Origin of the sequence: Paenibacillus endophyticus, assembly GCF_014192395.1 — a bacterium.
Lineage (GTDB): Bacteria > Bacillota > Bacilli > Paenibacillales > Paenibacillaceae > Pristimantibacillus > Pristimantibacillus endophyticus.
In genome coordinates, this window is record NZ_JACHXW010000001.1 from 485,291 (window position 1) to 504,712 (window position 19,422).

The following is a 19,422-nucleotide window of genomic DNA, read 5'->3' on the forward strand; positions in this document are numbered from 1 at the left end:
GGACGAGGAGAAATAGAATGAGGGACTTTTATATCGGCTCATTCTGCCATTGGGCGGGTATCATTGGCGCATTTTTGATATACAGGGCAATACGGCCTTGATTTTTACTGAACACATATATGATCAAGCAATGAGCCTCTCGATGGAACGCCAAGCGTATGAGGACGCATTGCGGCATAGTCGTAGCAAAGCGGATGCGAACTTTTACAACACGTTTAAGCTGATACAGATTGCCGGGGAACTGAAGCAGAGTGGTTCCGAGGAGCTGTTGATGCGTACGAATTCGATTCAGGAAGCCCATCGTGAGTTTATACGATCGAGCAAATTTGCCTCACTGAGGTCAGATGGGGTGTAACCGCCAGTATTGTAACGGATGATAAAACAAGCAATATGAAGCTTGAGTTAAGCAGCGACAAAACAAGAGCGGATCAGTCTTTCGAAGTTGAAGATATATGCTTTATATTGCGAAATGTTAGTGTTTGTAAAGAGTCGATTTCCAACCTTGATCAAGTACAAGTGGTGTGTGCTAATAACCTGTTGTGTGTTTAGCAGCATCAGACCGGAGATTTTCTTTGTAAAATAGAAGAAGACCCTTCCGGCTGGATATTGTCCAGCCGGAAGGGTCCGCATTTTTCTGTTTACGCTTTTACTTAGCCAGATATTCGACGAACCTTGTAAAGATAGCAGCTACTTCGGCGCGGGTGCCGGTAGCTTTGGGGTCAAAGAGGTTGTCCGGCTTGCCTAATACAATGCCGATTCCCCGCAGCGCCTGAACGGCCTCCAACGACCATGAGCTGATATCACTCTCGTCCGCGAAGGACGTAGATTGGCTTTCAGGTATCTCATAGCCCTTGTACTTCATGTAGTTGTACAGTATCATCAGCATCTGCTCGCGCGTCATCGGTGAATTGGGGTCGAACAGGTCTGCGTTTATACCGTTGATTATGCCACTTTCGGCCGCCCACTCGACTGCCGCCGTGTACCACTGCCCGTCCGTCACGTCGCTAAAGCGGGAACTCGTGTAGCCGGAGCGGTTTGCGTTCTCAAGATTGGCCAGTACCTGTACAAACATCGCACGCGTCATTGAGGTGCCCGGTGAGAACGTCGTGGATGACGTGCCGTTGAAAAGATCGTATGTGTAGGCTAAATTTACGTAGCTATAGAACCAGTCGTTCATGTTGACATCCCTGAAAGGATTGCCCGACGTCACGAGGAAGCCCAGCGGAGTGTCGTCATCGAACAGAAGCTCCGTACCCTCATGGATGTTCAGCGACATGCCGTTGTCTAAGCCGACACTCGCGCCGCCCGGTCCTACCACAACCGCGCCGCCGCTCTGTATCTTCGAGCCGCCGTGGATATCCACCTGGTTGCCGTTCGGCAGGTTCACATGCGCGTCTCCGCCGCCCACTGTGACCGTACCGTCGCCCGCTATCGTCGAGCCGCCCGGAATGGTCACTTTGCTGTTGCCGCCGGGTATTGTCACTTCGGCGCTCTTGTTCGCCGGAATAGTCACCTTACCGTTTGAGTCTATCGTTGTGCCTTCGGGTACCTCAATCTTCGTCCCGCCCTTGGTCGCAATCTCGCCGCCGCCGGGCAGGGTGGTGTTGCCGTTTTTGTCCGTGACCGCGGGCTTATCCTTCGGTGTGTTCACTGTGTAGGTCGGCTTCGACGATCCAGCGTCTGTCCCGGTGCCCGTATTGCCGGTGTTGCCCGTATTGCCCGTATTGCCGTCAGAAGGATTGGGCACAATGGGAGTCGTTGTCGGCGTCGCCGTTGCACTCATCTCCGCGCTGTCGCCCTTCGCGCTTACCGTGATGACCTTAAAGGCGTAGTCTTGGCCGTTTTTCAGGCCCGTGAAGGTATATTCGGTCGTCGCTGCATCCAGTGTGATCGGCGTCACGTCGCCATACCAGACCTTGTAGTCCAATATCGCGCTGCGACCGTCGTCAGGATCGTCAGGAGAAGTCCAACTCAATGTGACCTGTCCATCGCCCGCCGTAGCCCGGAAGTCGCCAGGAGCACCAGGAACGTTCATTTTTCTCTGCACGAACATCCAATCAAAGACGTCTGTGTAATCATTGTCCCAAGCCGACAAGTTAGAGGACTGCGCCGTGGGAGCTATGCTCCAAGTCCCCATAGTTATCTGGTTGTAAAGAACCGCCGCTTCAACTTCATGCGCTACTTGATCACCCAGGACAGGTGTGTTGGCCGGATTCGGCCTCCAATTCGGCTGATCAAATTGATTGTAGGGCCACGTAAGAGGCTCATTGCTCTCAAAGCGCGAGGCCCTCGCGTTGATCATTTTCGGCATATTGGTGTTAATGAAGGTAGTAAGGTTAGTCTGGTATCCTCCAACGTTATGTTCATTTATAAACATCCAATAGGCCAGGTCGTTGTGAACGTTGTTGGCGTTCGCGTTCGGTGAGCCGCTTACCGGAGACATAGGTGCGGCGGCCGCGAAGAAGCCGGGATAGGCGTTAACTAAGCTGTTCGTATACTGGCCGCCCCATGAGAAGCCCGCCGCGTAAATACGGTTAGGGTCTACTGCGCCGCTGGCAACCAGGTCGTCTATAACCGTCTTAACATTGGCTGTGGAGGGAGTAGACGTGCCATTATAGGAAATATTCAAAATATGGCTGGCGTATTTGCCGGGATCTTCTTCCATTTTCTTCATCAGAGCGACTGCGCCGTTGGCGGATTTCATGGCCGCTTTTTGGTCTGTCGTAGCGCTTGTGCCGCCGCGTCCCATGCCATGGGTATAGACATACAGCGGCAATCCTTGCAATACTTCACCGTTGTCATCCTGGTGAAGGTAGAGCCCGCGATTGACCGAATTGCCCGTTGGTGTTGTAAACTTGTCAAGGATCGGATTCACAACTTTTTCCTGTTCAAAAACCACGTAGCTAAGCGGACTCCCTTCTGTCAGTACGACCGCGCCGTTTTGGACGATGCTGTAAACCTGCTTTGTCGAGTTCATGCTGCCATCCAGCGTTATAGTGCCTCCGCCAGCTGAATAAAACTCAAACTCAACTACGATGTAACGACCGCTTTCCAGTCCGGCTTGATAATCCGGTGAATTGCTTACCGTCCCAAGATAGCCGAGCACCTTTGGTTCATCATTGGCATATACCCTTGTGATCTTGCGCGTCCCTGCAAAGGTCACCGAGGCGCCGTTCAGGGTCGTGTTCCTTGCCGACACGGTAAACAAGCCCGGATTAAGCTCGGAGCTCACCGCCGCCTTTCCTTCGCCCAAGTCAATGATTACAGCCGCCGTGTACTCGCCACTGGCGAAGTTGTCATTCCATACGATAAAGGGAAGCAGCTCCGCGGCCGAATCATTTTTGAATGTCACGTGAATAGTATGGTCAGCGTTAACATTTAAAAAGGTATAAGTGCCATCGGATAGAGTCGCGGCCTCGCCGTCTACCGTTACGGTATCCACAATTTTGCCGTAATCGGGGGTAATCGTAAATTCTTTGTTTGAGTCGCTAGCTATTCTCAGAACATCGCCTGTTGCGTTCGGCGTTATTCGGCCGCCCGATCCCGCCGTGGCGGTGATTGAGAATCTGGTGTCCACTTCATTGGCTGAAATGAGCTTCAGGCTGTTTGTATATGAAGCAGCGCTGCTATAAGCCTTGTCCGGATCTCCGAAACTGGAAACGACTTCATAGCGGTCACCACCCGTTTGCGACGAGTTATTGATATAAACATCAAAGGTAAAATCGCCTTCCTTCAGGGTCAAGGTTCTTTTCGGTATTCTCATCTCCACGATATATCCTGTTTCCGTGATCTGAGTCCAAGCAGCTCTGCCCGGAGCGGACTGCCCTGAAAACACGCCCGTCGCGCTGACACGCCATTGGTTTGCGCCTCCGGTTCCGGTGCCTACATAAAACTCCAGGCTATCGTACTGGTGATCTCCGCCGGCTCCCTGATATAGATTGCTGTCCTGCACAACCACGCGGGCATACAGGTAGTCGGAGTCCCAAAGGATCCTGGCTGTGCCAGTGGCATGGGGTTTGGAGTCGCCGGGCACAGTACTTTTGTTGATGAGATGCTCCATTGTCAGGGCCCACAGTGGGTCGCCTGACCCGAGTTCGGGAGTTCCGAAAATGGCAGTCGGCGTTTCATTAACCATTGCGTTCTCGATGTTGTCAGTGGCGGCGGCAAAGCTGGCAGGCATTAGCGACGCCACCATTACCAAGCAACAGAGGAACGCGAGCATTCTGCTAAATCGTTTTGACATATAATGATAACCCTCCTTAATTTTCGATCCGGTGCGCCTACGGCTTACCCGCATCGTATTCAGACACTTGACACGCAAACGGTATATGTTTACGCTTTCATTCTAGAGGGAAGCGTCTATTATCACAATGTGCATGTTTTTACTTCAATTACCCTTTGTTGACTTATCAGTGATTCAATTTGACACTTATTAAACCTATGCTATCCTTAAAAGTAATCTCCCCCACATAGATATCTTATCTATAAAGATGCTTTCTCCGCGCACCCAGATCACCTTCCTTCATCATTATTATTTCCATATATTCCTTGTCGAATTGAAAAGAAAGGAAGTAATCGCGTTATGAAAGGATTCTCGAAGTATATAGGCGGGATTTCCATTAAAAACAAAATATTCATAGCGAATATATTAATTATTGTCGTATTTATATCTACTCAATCATACTTTGCCAACACGATTTCACAGAAGGCCATTATTAAGAAAGAGATTAATAATTCATCCCGAGAGCTTGTGCTCATCAAAAACAACCTTCAAACCTTGGTATCTACAATTGAAGATTATTCAAAAATTTTGGCCAGCGATTATCGATTGCAGAACGTGCTTTATAACGATTTATTATTAAATAATGAGTTCTATGCGAGCAAGCCGGTTGAAGGTTTAAATAATCTTTCGATGAAAAAAACCCTTTCAGAGACGATCAGCAATATTGTGGAGCCTAACACAAAAATCAAAGCGGTAAGCATCCTCACCTCAAATCATCAATGGGTAGACGTCGGGTTTGCCGATAACGCATATGCTTCCCGCATATTCGGTGACAGTTATGGAGCGGATGATCAGTCATATTTACCGATTTGGACAGGCTTGATCACATTCCGATTTTTGTCTGAAGGTGAAGACAGCGTATTTGCGGTTTCAAAAACGGTCATTCACAAAGATACCGGAAAAAAGATTGGCACCATTTTTTTGTACGTGAAAGAAACGACTATTGCCTCGATTTACGAGGAAGGGAAACATAAGGGTGGGGAATTTTATATCGTAGATTCCGCCGGCCGAATTATTTCCTCACAGAATAAAGCCATGTTATACCGGGATTTCAAGGAAGCCGTCTCTATAAGCATTCCCGAGAATGGTAAAGACACAACTTATACCCAGGGCAGCGGAAGTGATGAAATGTTGATATTCACCCATCGCTTCGAACCATTGAAATGGACAATTGTAAGCGCTATCCCAATGGATAACATTTCTTCGGATCGGAAAGAAATCAATCAATTGATCCTCGGGATCGGCGCAGCATGTTTGCTGCTTGCCTTAATTGTTTCCTTCCTATTGTCCCGGTCGATCACACGGCCCATCTTCCAGCTTGCCAAGACCATGAGAGAAATCCGGACGGGAAAGATGCAAGTCAGAAGCTCCTACCAATCAAAAGATGAGATCGGATATTTAAGCGAGGGCTTCAATAGCTTAATGGATCGCATTGAGGCACTTATGGCCGAAAACGTCGAGAAACAAAGGACAAAGGCCGAGATAGAATTTAAATTGCTGCAATCGCAAGTGAAGCCTCATTTTTTGTACAATACGGTTGAAACGATTATCTCGCTCATTAAGCTGGACTTAGGAAAGCAAGCCATACAGGCAGCCCAATACATGGCGAATTTCTATAAGATCTCTTTAAGCAATGGCAACGATATCATATCGATAGGTGAAGAGATGCGTTTAACGGAAAGCTATTTGGAAATTCAGCAGCTGCGTTACGTGGAGTATATGGAGTATACGATGGAAATTGATGATGAAATTATAACCTATTCGATACCGAAGTTAACCTTGCAGCCAATCGTGGAGAATGCCATTTATCACGGATTGAAGCTCAAAAAGGAAAAAGGAATTATACGCATTACAGGAAGGCGTCGCGGCAACAATGTTGAAATTGAAATTTACGATAACGGGGCCGGTATGCATCAGAATCAAACCAAGGGGATAAATGCAGGATCCTCCGTTTTTGACGAAACTGGCGGATTTGGAATTAGAAGCGTATCGAATCGGATCCGAATGCTGTACGGGGAAAGATACGGACTGCAAGTTGAAAGCGAATACGGCGTATATACAAAAATTATAATCGTGCTGCCTCTTCGTCATCATTAGCTCCTGCTCACATTCACGAGGTTGGCATTTCTATTATCCGCAAGATAAGGATTGAATAGATTAGGAGGAAAGAACATGTACAAGGTTCTTATCGTCGATGATGAATATTACTTCAGGCAAGCCCTGAAAATTTCGTTGCCATGGAGTGAGCTGGGCTTTCAAATCGCGGGGGAAGCAAAAAACGGGGCGGAAGCGCTGGAGCTGATGTCCGAGGTGGAGCCTGATGTCGTGTTGGTCGATATGAATATGCCGATTATGGATGGATTGGAGTTTATACACAAAGCCAAGGCGCGCGACCGGAGAACAAAATTTCTGGTTTTGTCAGGCCACAGCGAATTCGTGTATGCCAAACAGGCCGTGCAATTAGGCGTTTTTAATTACGTGCTGAAACCCATTAATGAAGAAGAACTCCAAAGCTCCTTACTAGATATAAAGGAACTGATACGGACGGAGCGTCTGGGCAAGCTTGAGATGGACGATTTAAGAAAGCAGGCGAGCGAAGGCTTGTCTGTCATGAAGGAGCAAGTGCTGAACGGTTGGCTGCAGGGCAAGACGATCTCTAGTTCCAGTTCCGAACGGGATCGATTAAATGATTTGGGAATAAAGTTGGAAGGGTTGCATTACCTGGCGATTGTCGTCGACCTGGATTCAAGCGAGGAGAGGAATCTTGAGGAGGGTATGCTGATTCGCAAAGCCAAGGTACAAGAAATCGCTCAAAAAGATATGCAAAGCGCCTTTCAGTGTGTCGGCTGTCATGATCATAATGCTCGTCTGGTTCTGATCATAGGATCGCCTGACGGCTCCTTCAACAAGCTGGAAACGATCTGCGAACGGATTCGATTGAACGTAGAGAATGATTTGGCCTGTACGGTTACGATCGGCATGGGGAATGGATGCGAAACGTTTGAGTCGATTTCGGTTTCATACAAGGAAGCGTTAATCGCCTTGAAGCAACGGTTTGTATGGGGTGGCAACAAGGTGTTCGCACATTCCTTGATTGCGGAAACCGGGATGAAGGTCGGATTGTTCTCGGTGGAAAAGAGAAGCGGCTTGCTGATGTTCATGCGAATCGGGAACATGACTGAGACGGAAGAATGGCTCTCGCGTTTTTTTCATGATACTCGCGTCCTAAAAGCTTCTATGGAAATGCTGCTTCTCGCCGGAATCGAAATCGTATCCACATGCCTGGAATTTTTGGCCGAAGCGTCGCAAAGCTTTGAAGATGTCTTCCGAAATACGACACAACCCGATATGATCCAACATGTCCAGCGGATGAAAACCTTCAACGAGTTGGAGGAATGGATACGCGCATTAATTCTAAAGGCCATGGATCATGTGCATAGTCGCAAAACCAATAGAGCCGTCAAAGTTATTGAGGAGGTCAAAGCGTATATTTTGAAGCATTACGGCAACGAAGAACTGCGAATCGAAGATATCGCAAAGAGCGTTCATATGAATTACAATCATCTTTGCTTCGTATTCAAAAAAGAAACGACCTTTACGATCAATGACTACCTGACCGAAATACGGATAATTAAAGCAAAAGAGCTTTTTGATCAGGGAGAGAAGGTTATCCAAAACGTAGCGAACCGAGTGGGATATGCGGACGCCAACTATTTCAGCAAATGCTTCAAAAAATTTATAGGAATCACGCCTAGCAAATATGTGAATCAAATCCAATAGTCTATACTTCAACGCAGACGGTAGGGGAAAAGTGAAAACTTTGCCTCTATCGTCTATTTTTTTGCCGTTAATTTTACTGCTGGTCCGAGAATAATCTCTGTACTAAATTTGGGAAGATTCGTAAAATTAACTCAAGGTTGATAACGCTTTCAACATTTAAAATCAATCCGATATTCGCTTTGACAAATAGGGGAGGTAAACAATGAAAACGAAGTCAAAGGCAGCAGCTATGTTCCTTATGGCAAGTACTCTTCTGGTTTCATCAGCATGCAGCAGTGGGAATGAAACAAAGTCCAACCAGCCGTCCGACAATCCGTCGCCGTCGGCAACAAGCAAGGAGGATAACGAGAATACGACAAAGACGGACAGCAAAAAAATCAAGATGAGAGTCATAACGCTTACGACGGACGAGAATAGAAACAACATTATGGAAAAATTCATCAAACCGAATATTGCTGCAGCGCTTCCTAATCTTGAAGTCGAGTTTGAGCCCGGCGGCGGTGGCGAGGATATGGCAAACAAATTGAAGACGTTGAATGCATCTGGGGATATGCCGGACGTATTCTGGAATGATGCGGGCTACTTTACGCCGTTGAAGAGCACAGGCAGCATTCTGGATCTGACACCTTATATTTCCAAAGATGGTTTCTTGGACAAATACGCGGTGCCGGATGCGTTAAAGCATGTCGATAACGGAATCTACAGCTTGTCTTCCGGAGCGGATACGTATTTCACCCCTGTCATCTTCTATCATAAAGATATGTTCGAGGAAGCAGGGGTTCAAGTGCCAACCACGTTCGATGAGCTGATTCAAATCTCGAAGACGCTCAAGAGCAAAGGCATGATACCGGCTGTGACTCCCGGCAAGGACGGGTGGGGACCGAAACTGTTTATGCTTCAGCAAATGATTCAAATCGGAGATCCGCAGGCGATGGCAGACCTTGTCAGCAACAAAACGGACTTCAACAATCCATCGGTCAAGGAAGGAGCGGCTCGCATCGAAACGCTGGTTAAGGAAGGCGTGTTCCCAGACGGTATTGCCAATATAGATTATGGTCCGGCGATGGAAATGTTTACGTCCAAAAAAGCGGCTATGTTATGGATGTTTACTTGGGAGCTGCCAAATCTCGCGAAAGACGAAACGGTTGATTTCTTCCCATTCCCAAGTGCCAGCGATAAGTATAGCCCTACAGAAAACGTACAGTTCTGGGGTTCTCCGATTAACGGTTATGCGGTAAACGGCAAAACCAAGAACCCGGAAGAGGCCGTCAAGCTTGCCGAATTTCTAGCCATGGCGGATGCGTTATACTTCGAATCTACTGGTGCTCCTATATCTTTGCAGACAGGCAACCAAGCAATGGATAGGAGCCCACTTATGCAGAAGTTCGTTGACTGGTACAATCCGATTCCTAATAAAATCGCGTCATTTGCTCTTAATTCACTAGATGCGAGGACATCTGCCGAAATATCTACGCAAGGAGCGAATTTATTAACGGGCGAGTACGCAGCCGATGATTTTAATGTGGCGATGAACAAGATCTGGAGCGAAAATACGTGGTTTGACAAATAAGAGATACAATAACAGCTAAATCCCCTTGGAATAAATCCAAGGGGGTTTAGACACAAATTAAATGGTGGAGAGAGCGATGAACAAGTACTTTAGCACCAAAGTGTCTATATTCGTGTTTGCTTTCCCGGCATTGCTGCTATTTACCTTATTCTGCGTATACCCTTTGCTGCCGGAGATCTGGATGAGCCTGCATAAGCATGACGGGTTTAGAAGTTTGGGTTTTGTTGGTTTAAATAATTACAAAGAAGTGATGGCTTCCCCATCCTTTTGGACCGCTCATAAGAATACGTATCTCATTGTAGCCATCTCATTATTGCTGGGCCTCCCACTATCCATGATGCTTTCGCTTTTTATGGATGCGCAAACACCGAAGTTTCGCCGATTCTTCAAGACGGTGGCGATGTTCCCCGCTATCTTGTCGGTCACGGTTGTTGCCCAGATTTGGCTGGCGTTCTACGAACCAAATTGGGGTTTATTTAACGAGATTCTCCATTCGTTAGGGCTCAGTTCATGGACGCATTCGTGGTTGACGGAAAAGAAAACGGTAATGCCCAGCATCGGAGTGACATTCCTATGGCAATATATAGGACTGAACGCGTTGCTGTTTTATACAGGAATCAAGACCATACCCAAAAGTTACTATGAAGCGGCATTGATCGACGGCGCTAATTATATTCAAGTTTGCTTACGAATTACGATCCCCTTGCTGCAGAATGTAATCAAATACGTACTTATTCTGTCTACATTAGGCTCAATGGCATTTTATTCGCATGTACGAGTCATGACGGCAGGAGGCCCGGGAGATCTATCCAGGACGGTCATCTACCAGATGTATTATACGGCATTTGATACTTCCGAATTTGGCAAAGGCACTGCGATCGCCGTTATTTTTATTCTGGAATGCCTTTTGATCTCCTTTGTCATTCAAAGGTACGTTGCCAGAGAAAAACTGGAGTTTTAAGCTGGGGGGGAGCTTTCTGAAATTATTAAGTCGAGTGTTTTGGGTAGCCGCGGGATGCACGTTTCTGTTTCCCTTGTACTGGATGGTGACGATGTCATTGAAGTCCAAAAGCGAAGCTTACGACAATCCTTTTGGGTTACCGTCTTCCTGGGACTGGCTGAACTTCAGCGAAGCGCTGTCCAAATATCATTTTTATACGTATTTCGAGAACAGCGTAATTTATACCGCAGGCACAATCGCTATTACGTTGACAACGGGCAGCATGCTTGCTTATTGCCTCAGCCGCATGCAATGGAAATTCAATTCGGTGATGCTGTTTTATGTATCTATGGGTTTAATTGTCCCAATCGAAGTAGTCGTTATTCCTTTATTCCAGCTGGTTAAATGGATGCATATCAAAAATAGTTATTTGGGTCTTATCTTGCCGTATTCCGGCTTCGCCATCGCTTCCTGCGTACTGATGCTGTATGCCTTTCTTCGTTCTTTGCCTAAGGAGCTGGAAGAAGCGGCATGCATAGATGGAGCGAATGTCTATCAAACGTATATTAAAATCATATTTCCAATCGTAATGCCAGCGCTCGTGACACAATGCGTTCTGATATTCATTCGCATCTGGAACGAATTTCCGCTTGCCTTTATTATTGCTTCCAAGGATCAATTCCGGCCGCTAACAGTCGGGTTGCTTGGATTCTTTATCAATGTGGGAGTTACGGATTGGGGGCTCATCGGCGCGAGTATGCTGCTGTCCAGCTTGCCTATGATCATCGTTTATTTAATAGGCAACGAAAAGATCGAAAATGCATTGACTGCAGGCGCTATTCTGAAGTGACGAATGCATTGTGGGAGAAGGGACGGACACCTGACAAGGTGTCTTTTCTTTTTCTTCGTATCTTCAGGCTGGCGCAGCGCTCTATCTTTCCCTATTGTCCCGAGAATTTTCCTTACGGTCCAATAATAGTCTCTTGGAATATTCATACAGACTGGTATTATAAAAGCATTGATTGACAGCGCTTCCATTTTGGAAATCGAACTGCTCATTCAAGGCAATGTAAAGGTTGGCAGCCAGAATCCTGCTCGAGGAACAAAGGACGGTCATGCAGGGGGGATGAAATAAAGTTCGGAATCCGCACATGATTTTACTTAAATCCAAGGAGGTTTTATGAAAGTGAGAAGAAGAGCATTCATTTGGATTATGACTTTGGTAATGCTATTTCCCATGCTACCATTTTCAGGGTCGGTAGTTGCGGCTGACAGTGCGCCAAGTACAAGCGCGGCTGACAGTGCGCCAAGTGCAACGATCTATGTGGCTACAAATGGCAATGATAACACAGGTGACGGAACACAAGAAAAGCCGTACAAAACGCTTGCCAAGGCAAAAGCAGCAGTAAGGACTCTGCCTAAGACTGGCGGTGATATCGTCGTTCAAATTGCGGATGGATATTATTCGCTTGATGAAACTCTCGTTTTTAACAAAGATGATTCCGGAAGTGCAAGTAGCACGATTCGCTATGAGGCGGCGCCTGGTGCGAAGCCGGTAATCAGCGCCGGTGAAATGCTGCAAAAAGGCGTATGGACAGAAGCTGTTGGCCTTACCCAGACTGGCGGCTTAACGGCGTATAAAACGACTCTTAATCGGAGCGATAAGCTGCGCTCGATCTATGTAAACGATAAGAGAGCGAACATGACGCTGAGCTCGCAAATCGTTACGGCGAACAGAACCGTCACTGGCACCCCTACTGTCAGCTTTACCGCTGCCAATAACCCTTGGGCGTGGCAGAACGGCAGCAACATCCGGGCGGGTATCGTATTCGATGCCAGCGTAGGTCTGACGACGGCAACGAAAAATCCCCAAAACATCGAAGCGGAAAGCATGGGCGGCTCCACGGCCAGATGGTCGCGGCCTTTTGTTACCTTCGCGTCGATCGAACAAGCGCCGGCAGCAAGCAACAAGCCTGGCGGTGTCATGCTCCGGTTCCAAATGCCGTATGGGGCGATATCACAGTCTTTGAGCAATAACACGCAATATAATCCAGGCAACAATCAAGTTATCCGCAACGCTTTCGAGTTTTTCAACAAACGTGGAGATTTCTATTTCGACCAGGCGGAAAGTACGCTCTATTACATCCCGCTTGTAGGCGAGGATATCAATACTGCCGAGGTGGTCATTCCAAGGCTTGAGACGGTCCTCGATATAAGAGGGATCCCTGTAGGAGATCGGTTGAGCCCTGTGGACGGCTCGGATGATGGACGTGTCAAAAACATAACCTTCAACGGGCTGAAGTTTGCCCATACCGACTACAAACTGTATGAACTGACGGGTACGTATACACTAAGCGACGGAACCGGACCGGTAACGACCAGTTCTCGCGGCTACGCTTCCGTTCAAGGCTCTATCGTGAACACCGCTTACTTCCCCAGCAGCATAAACTGGCATGAGACGTTCTACCGTGGGTATGACATACCGCCGGCAGCGGTAATGATCAACGCGGCAAGGAACATCAAAGTGCTGAATGGCGAGATCGGGCTTACCGGATTTAACGGCATCCATGTGGAAAACGATGTCAAGGATATCGAAGTCACGGGCAACTATATCGTAGATACGCTTGCTTCTGGCGTTGTAGTCGGACATCCGCAGCATATCTATGAAAACGATGAGCCGATTAAGCATGAATCTAGCGTTTCGGTCTCTGGCACGCCAATAAGGAACTGGGCCGGCGTTAATAGAGAGAAATATACGGCGGGTACGGAAGCCGTGCCGGAAAATATTTTTATTACAAATAACTTTTTGTACAGGAACTGCTACGGATTCCCGGGCGCCAACTCACTAACCTCTTTCTACACAACCAACATGCAGGTACTGCACAACTACCTTTATGACTCCACTTACGGCGCCATGAGTATCGGCTGGGGCTGGGACGAGTACGATGGGTTCGGCTTTACCGCCCAAGGTACCAACAAGACCGGCGGTCCCTACCATGGTACGCATGAAACGAGCGTCGCAAGGTCTCCAGTAATCTCTACGACCTCTAGGAATAACAAAATAAACTATAATCGGGTAGAGGAAATCTGCACGGTAGTTAACGACTCCGGAGCCATCTACTCACTGGGACGGCAGGGCGATCCGGGTAATTTGCCGGGCGGAGGGACATGGGACACCATCAGCGATTTGACCAACAACCCCGTCGCCGACAAGAATAGTAACTGGCATTCTGACAACTGGACGAATTTCACCGAGATGAACTACAACTTCCTTGACCCGAATCCAACTGGCAAACCCACGACCTCCAACAACTGGACGAACGGGTTCCATCCCGACGAAGGCAGCACGTTCATCAAGATGATAGGCAACGTCGTGCAGTCAAAGCTCTCCCATGCTGCCGGACAGAGCCGTCTTTTTGAGTTTAACAACTGGAAGCGCAAAAGCGATATGATTGCCGTCGATGGTTACGTGGATGGGAATAACAACCAGAATGGCGGCCCTAGGATTACTTACGACAATTACAAAAGCGAAGCCCGCATTTGGCCGGTTAAGGGCAACGAAATCGTATTGAATTCGGGTCTTACCAACGAATACACGCATATGATCCCAAGAAGCCTCATTGCCGATACCGAGTTTGAGCTTGCTTCCAACGTCATTATAGGTATAGACGATGAAAAGCTGAGCCGCAGAGGTCTGCTAAAGGCTGAAGACACGGTTTGGCTCGCGCCTGCGAACACAACTGTTTTTAAAGAAGGCATTACGATGACAAAAGCTGCCGGCAACCTAATGACAATCAACACCCCATCTGCCGCAGGAGAATTCAAACTATATATCGTATATGGAGACGGCAGAGAAACGGCCACTTCCAAGTATACGGTATTCGTCGACGCGAGCAAGCCAGCAACCAATGTGGAAGATGGGAAAAGCTACGAAGTTTCAAAGGTACAGCCTCTTAAACTGACTTTGAGTGATGAATACACCTTTACGCTTAACGGCACGCCCGTGGCGGATGGGTATGAAATCCGCACAGCAGGAAGCTGGACCTTGGTAGGCAGCACTTCGACGCGTCAGATAACCGTCAACTTTAACACTACAGTATCGGTGGCAAATAAGCTGCTCCCGGCTGACGTGTCAGTAGCCCCCGGCGGGACAGTCAGGTTTGCATACGATTTGGACGACGCGACAAAAAAAATATGGATTTCCTCGTCGAGCGGCGGACATTTTGATGGAGGCGACGATGAAACAGTAGCCTCCGGCGATGCGCTCGGGATGATCGCGCCTTTGGTACCCGGTCCATACATTATTTATGTACTGGCGGAAGACGGCGAAGTACTTAGTCAGTCGCACGCTCGTGTTGTGGTGAGAGATATAACGCCTGCTGATATTCCTAGAAATGGTCTTGACTTATGGCTCAAGGGCGATGAAGGCGTGGAAACAGATAGCAGCGGCAATGTGACTGGATGGACAAATATGGGGAACATCCCGGCGAAGCTTGTCCCGGCGAACGTTCCTGGCAGCGGCGGCGATAATCTTGGAACACCAATCGGGAATCCTGCGCTAAAGAAAGATGTATACGACTATGTAGAATTTGCCGCGAATTCAAGGCCACTCAAAGCTGCAGGCTTTAAAGATTATAACGGCAGCACACAGATGACGATATACACGCTGGTTAGACCAACAACAACAGCCAACAACTCTAGCGACCAAAATGGCCTTGTTTATTTCGGATTGAACGAGGCTTACCAAACTTGGGCTGCCAACGACGGTTGGAGCGGTATTAGTCTCGGTGTAGGAACAAATAGAGTTAACGTCCGCTTTGGTAATGCGGATGGCGGCGTATCGGGCGGCGGGCAACAAATTACAACAACAGCCACGGACGCTCTGGTTAGCGTTCGGGCGCAGTTAAACGGAACCAACAGACAAGTTTATGTTAATAACAATGTCATCGGCACCTCTGGAACGAACGCTAAGGCCCTTCTAGGGAACAAATCGGATATTGGAGTAGGTTACACAATGGCAGCTGCAACCCCTCACCGCTTCATGGGTAGAGTCTTGCAGATTCTTATCTACGACAGGGTGTTGACAGCTGACGAAATTACGAAAGTTGAAACCTATTTTAACGAGGTCAAAGCCGGCCGTGGTGGATCCGCGAACCCAATCGTCCAAGCGGTCGACAAAACCTTGCTGACCTCCTTGATTGAGGCCGCCAATGACAAGGATAAAACGATGTATACAAGCGATTCATGGAACGCTTTTGCAAGCGCATTAAGTGAGGCCAAAACGGCTGCCTCCAACGGTGAGATCGGGCAGGCAGCAGCGGATCATTCATATTACGCGCTGCGTAACGCGATCAAAGCGCTTCAACTGTTACCTGGCGGAGTTGGGACCGCCGCATACGGTACGCCGGTTCTCGGCGGCTCCGAGCTCGACCCACTCTGGAATACGACCGCCACGCTGCCGATCCTTAAGCATCTGACCATGGTGAACGGTCCGACGGACGGTTCCGCTAAACTGCTATGGGACGATGCTAACCTGTATGTTCTGGTGCGTGTGAAAGACGCTGTGTTGAACAGCAGCAGCACCACCGCGCATGAGAAGGACTCGGTCGAGATCTTTGTGGATGAGACCAACAGTAAACAAACCTCTTACGGCACAGGTATGGGACAATACCGCATTAACTATCTGAATGAGAAAAGCTTTAATCCAGGCAGTATCAGTACGGGTTTCGAGTCTTTTGCCAAAGTCGTGGATGGCGGTTATTACATTGAAACTAAAATCCCCTTTAAAGCTGGTATTCCTGCGGTTGATCGTGCAATTGGATTTGATTTGCAGATCAATGACGCGAAAGACGCTGGTGGCCGTCAGGACATTATCATGTGGCATGACGAGACCGGACAGTCCTATACGAACGGTTCACAATGGGGTGTGGTTACACTTGTGAACGAGATGAAGCTGGCGGTTTCCGGCGCGGCCGGAGCGACCTCCATCACGACGAAAGACGGTACGCTGCAAATGTTGGCTGGAGTACCCGTCGTATGGTCGGTAACCGCAGAAGACGGTTCGGAGACAAATGCGGCGACCATCAGTGAGACGGGATTGCTATCGGCCAAAAAGAACGGCGTCGTGAAAGTAACGGCGAAAGCCAGCGGGTCCAGTATGAGCGGCAGCGCGCTGATCTCAATCAGCGGTCAAGAAGGCGCCTTGCTGACCGGACCGGGAACAGTTGAAGGCGGCAAAAACTTTGATGTTGAATTCAGCTTGGCGCATTCTGGAACAGATGTCAAAGCACTGGATATTACGATTAATTATGATGCGGATAAGCTGGAGTTTGTAGCAATGGAATCGCTCCAGCAAGATTTCAAACTAGTTGGCGAAGTAAATACGGGCGGCAAGCTTAGAACCATCGCGACTAATATTGGAAATACGAATATGACGAATGGGTTGATTAAGCTTAAGTTTAAAGCTGTTGCAACGGATCATTCGCAGATCGCTTCAATTCGTGTAACTCAGTTAACGGCTGCTAATGGAGCGGGCCAAGAGTCAGATTGGGCTGGTGCAACTCACGCAGTCCAAATTAATAAGCTGGATAAGTCGGGCTTGTTGCTTCTGATTGCGGAAGCGCAAAGTGCGCATGATGCAGCAATTGAAGGCGTAAATCCTGGCCAATATCCATCAGGCTCGAAAGCAACCCTGCAGTCAGCAATCGATACCGCTCAAGCGGTGGCGACGACTCAAGGAGTAAGCCAGGCTGAAATTGAAGAGGCGATCATGAAGCTGCACGCGGCTCTGCAAAGCTTTAATGATTCAAGGATTAAAGCAATCGAAGGAGATTACAATAACGACAATAGAGTAAGTGTTGGTGACCTTGCGATTGTTGCTTCAGCTTATGGTAAAAATGATCAAGATTCAAATTGGAATCAGTACAGAGGGTTGGATTTGAATGGCGATGGCAAGATTGACATCGTTGATATCTCGATGCTGGCTCGTAAAATTTTGAATTAATTACGTGTGAAAATAAAGAAATGGTGGCCTTAGCTGAAGTAAACTATGAGCCGCCATTTCTTTATTTTGGAATTTAAAATGGCGTTATCATTACGCCCGTTTCGAATCGAGAATATTAGCTTGATCAAATCTTAAATCTTGAAAGGAAGGGAATTCGCTTGAAATATCGAGTCGGAATGATGCTTCTAGCTGCTTGGCTTGCACTTTGCGTGCTGCCGGTGTATGCAATGGCCAAGGACGCTTCCTTTAGCTTATCAATCTCCAATCATGCATCCATGAAGGGAAATCAAGTTGTGGTGACGGTGACGGGAACGGATCTTACCGATGTATATGGCTTCGAAATCAATTTGAAGTACGATAAAAACAAACTATTGTACAAAAAAAGCGCAAGCTTGCTGCAAGGGTTCTCCGTACCGATTGCTCCTGAGGATGGCCTTGTCGTGTTCGCGCATACGAAGGTCGGAAAGGTCGTCGGCCTATCTGGAAAAGTCGAGCTCGCAGCAGTCACTTTCGAAGTCATTGGCAATCATACGGAAAAGTCGACAATAGAATTAACGCGCGTGAAGCTGGTGAAAAGCGATCTTACTGATACTGTTGTCAAGCCGAGAACGAAAGTAGACATCGCAGTGCAAGCAGCGGGAAGTTCCGGAACATTCAAGGATATTGCGGGTCATTGGGCCAAAGAAGGGATAGAACGCGCTGTCAATATGGGGTTTGTGAGCGGTTACGGTGATGGAACTTTCCGTCCGGATTTGAAGATTACGCGCGCGGAGTTCGTTGTTATGACCGCGAGGGCTTTTGATTTCGAAGCTAAAGGCGGTATGACGCTGAATTTCAGTGATGTAGATAAAATCCCTGTTTGGGCGAGGTCTTATATCGCGGAAACGGAACAGGCTGGCCTTATTAAAGGCTATGCGGATGGAAGCTTCCGACCGAACCAATTGATTAGCAGGTCCGAAATGGCTGTCTTGATCATGAGGCTTTATGACGGCGAGCTTAATCCGAACGCAAAGGTCTCATTTGCCGATAAGCAACATATTAAGCCATGGGCGCTTCCGTCCGTCGCGGCCGCCGCTGATTTGGGCATCATTAAGGGCAAGAACGGTAATCGATTCGCTCCTACGGATCCTGCTACACGGGCTGAAGCGACGATTATGCTGCTTCGTTTGATTGATGCAAAAAAGTGATACGTGATATCCAGTAATCATTTGTAATCGACATTATTTCTTAGGGAAAAAGTTTCAATCAATAATCGGAGGCATGTTTTCATAAATGTGCTTCCTTTTTTGTTGTGTGAGAAGAGCATGTGCATGACAAGGCTCCAGACACATGTCAAATGAAATCGTTATCCGCGTAAAAACGGTATCTTAATTGCGCCAGCGGTTTTAATAAGAAAAAAAGGATTAGCTTTTCATCACTGGTAGCGATGAGGTCATCATGAAATAATGACATTAGGTTGTGCACACATAGTCAAAAAATTCGACAATACCGGGGAGGATCTCGAGGACTTGATCTCGATTGGAACAATTGGGCTGATCAAAGCTATTGAGAGCTTCCAGACTGGAAGAGGCACGAAATTCCATTCGAATGATAGAGGAACATTTTAAAGAGCAGATCGAATTCGAACTCAGCGATACGTTCAAAGTACGGATTCGGCGAAGACCGATTATTGATCATAAAAATGCGGAAATGAAGAGGTTTCACGGTATGGCTACAGCAAGATACCACGGCTTATTCCGCATGCGCATCCAAGCGTACCTCACCGCTTTCGTAGTGAACGTAAAGCGGGTGGTGAAGCTAAATGAACGAAAGCAGCCCGCCTTCGAATAAAGATGGACTGCTTTTTT

General features: G+C 47.7%; 8 protein-coding genes and 2 pseudogenes. 9 read left to right on the forward strand and 1 reads right to left on the reverse strand.

Translation table 11 applies throughout. From position 1 onward, the window contains the following. Positions 1 to 646: 646 nt before the first annotated feature. Positions 647 to 4,243, reverse strand: coding sequence for an S-layer homology domain-containing protein (locus tag FHS16_RS02080; RefSeq protein ID WP_183558165.1), 3,597 nt, complete (start codon positions 4,241 to 4,243; stop codon positions 647 to 649). 339 nt (positions 4,244 to 4,582) lie between these two features. Between FHS16_RS02080 and FHS16_RS02085 the strand changes: the two genes are divergently transcribed. The 9 genes and pseudogenes from FHS16_RS02085 to FHS16_RS02125 form a co-directional block, all read left to right on the forward strand. Beyond that, positions 4,583 to 6,379 carry a cache domain-containing sensor histidine kinase gene (locus tag FHS16_RS02085; RefSeq protein WP_183558168.1) on the forward strand — a complete coding sequence of 599 codons (1,797 nt, stop codon included), beginning with the start codon at positions 4,583 to 4,585 and terminating at the stop codon, positions 6,377 to 6,379. Positions 6,380 to 6,454: 75 nt separating this feature from the next. Beyond that, positions 6,455 to 8,062 carry a response regulator gene (locus FHS16_RS02090; protein ID WP_183558171.1) on the forward strand — a complete coding sequence of 536 codons (1,608 nt, stop codon included), beginning with the start codon at positions 6,455 to 6,457 and terminating at the stop codon, positions 8,060 to 8,062. A 202-nt stretch (positions 8,063 to 8,264) separates the two neighbouring features. Continuing rightward, on the forward strand, positions 8,265 to 9,632 hold the full coding sequence (locus FHS16_RS02095; RefSeq protein WP_183558174.1) for an ABC transporter substrate-binding protein: 1,368 nt from the start codon (positions 8,265 to 8,267) through the stop codon (positions 9,630 to 9,632). Between the two features lie 76 nt (positions 9,633 to 9,708). Further along, positions 9,709 to 10,593, forward strand: coding sequence for a carbohydrate ABC transporter permease (locus FHS16_RS02100; protein WP_183558177.1), 885 nt, complete (start codon positions 9,709 to 9,711; stop codon positions 10,591 to 10,593). A gap of 91 nt (positions 10,594 to 10,684) precedes the next feature. Then, positions 10,685 to 11,422, forward strand: a complete 738-nt coding sequence (locus FHS16_RS02105) for a carbohydrate ABC transporter permease (protein WP_246431534.1) — start codon at positions 10,685 to 10,687, stop codon at positions 11,420 to 11,422. Between the two features lie 330 nt (positions 11,423 to 11,752). After that, on the forward strand, positions 11,753 to 17,575 hold the full coding sequence (locus tag FHS16_RS02110) for a sugar-binding protein (protein WP_183558184.1): 5,823 nt from the start codon (positions 11,753 to 11,755) through the stop codon (positions 17,573 to 17,575). A gap of 158 nt (positions 17,576 to 17,733) precedes the next feature. Beyond that, entirely contained in the window at positions 17,734 to 18,762 is a 1,029-nt protein-coding gene (locus tag FHS16_RS02115; protein WP_246431535.1) for an S-layer homology domain-containing protein, read from the forward strand. Positions 18,763 to 19,020: 258 nt separating this feature from the next. Next, positions 19,021 to 19,152: pseudogene (locus FHS16_RS02120) on the forward strand (sigma factor); the annotation flags it as partial. Between the two features lies 1 nt (position 19,153). Then, a pseudogene (locus tag FHS16_RS02125) lies at positions 19,154 to 19,405 on the forward strand (transposase); the annotation flags it as partial. Positions 19,406 to 19,422 lie beyond the last annotated feature (17 nt).

Coding starts and splice junctions, on each gene's coding strand:
- FHS16_RS02080 (WP_183558165.1), bottom strand. CDS start 4,243: ATGTCAAAACGATTTAGCAGAATGCTCGCGTTCCTCTGTTGCTTGGTA.
- FHS16_RS02085 (WP_183558168.1), top strand. CDS start 4,583: ATGAAAGGATTCTCGAAGTATATAGGCGGGATTTCCATTAAAAACAAA.
- FHS16_RS02090 (WP_183558171.1), top strand. CDS start 6,455: ATGTACAAGGTTCTTATCGTCGATGATGAATATTACTTCAGGCAAGCC.
- FHS16_RS02095 (WP_183558174.1), top strand. CDS start 8,265: ATGAAAACGAAGTCAAAGGCAGCAGCTATGTTCCTTATGGCAAGTACT.
- FHS16_RS02100 (WP_183558177.1), top strand. CDS start 9,709: ATGAACAAGTACTTTAGCACCAAAGTGTCTATATTCGTGTTTGCTTTC.
- FHS16_RS02105 (WP_246431534.1), top strand. CDS start 10,685: ATGTCATTGAAGTCCAAAAGCGAAGCTTACGACAATCCTTTTGGGTTA.
- FHS16_RS02110 (WP_183558184.1), top strand. CDS start 11,753: ATGAAAGTGAGAAGAAGAGCATTCATTTGGATTATGACTTTGGTAATG.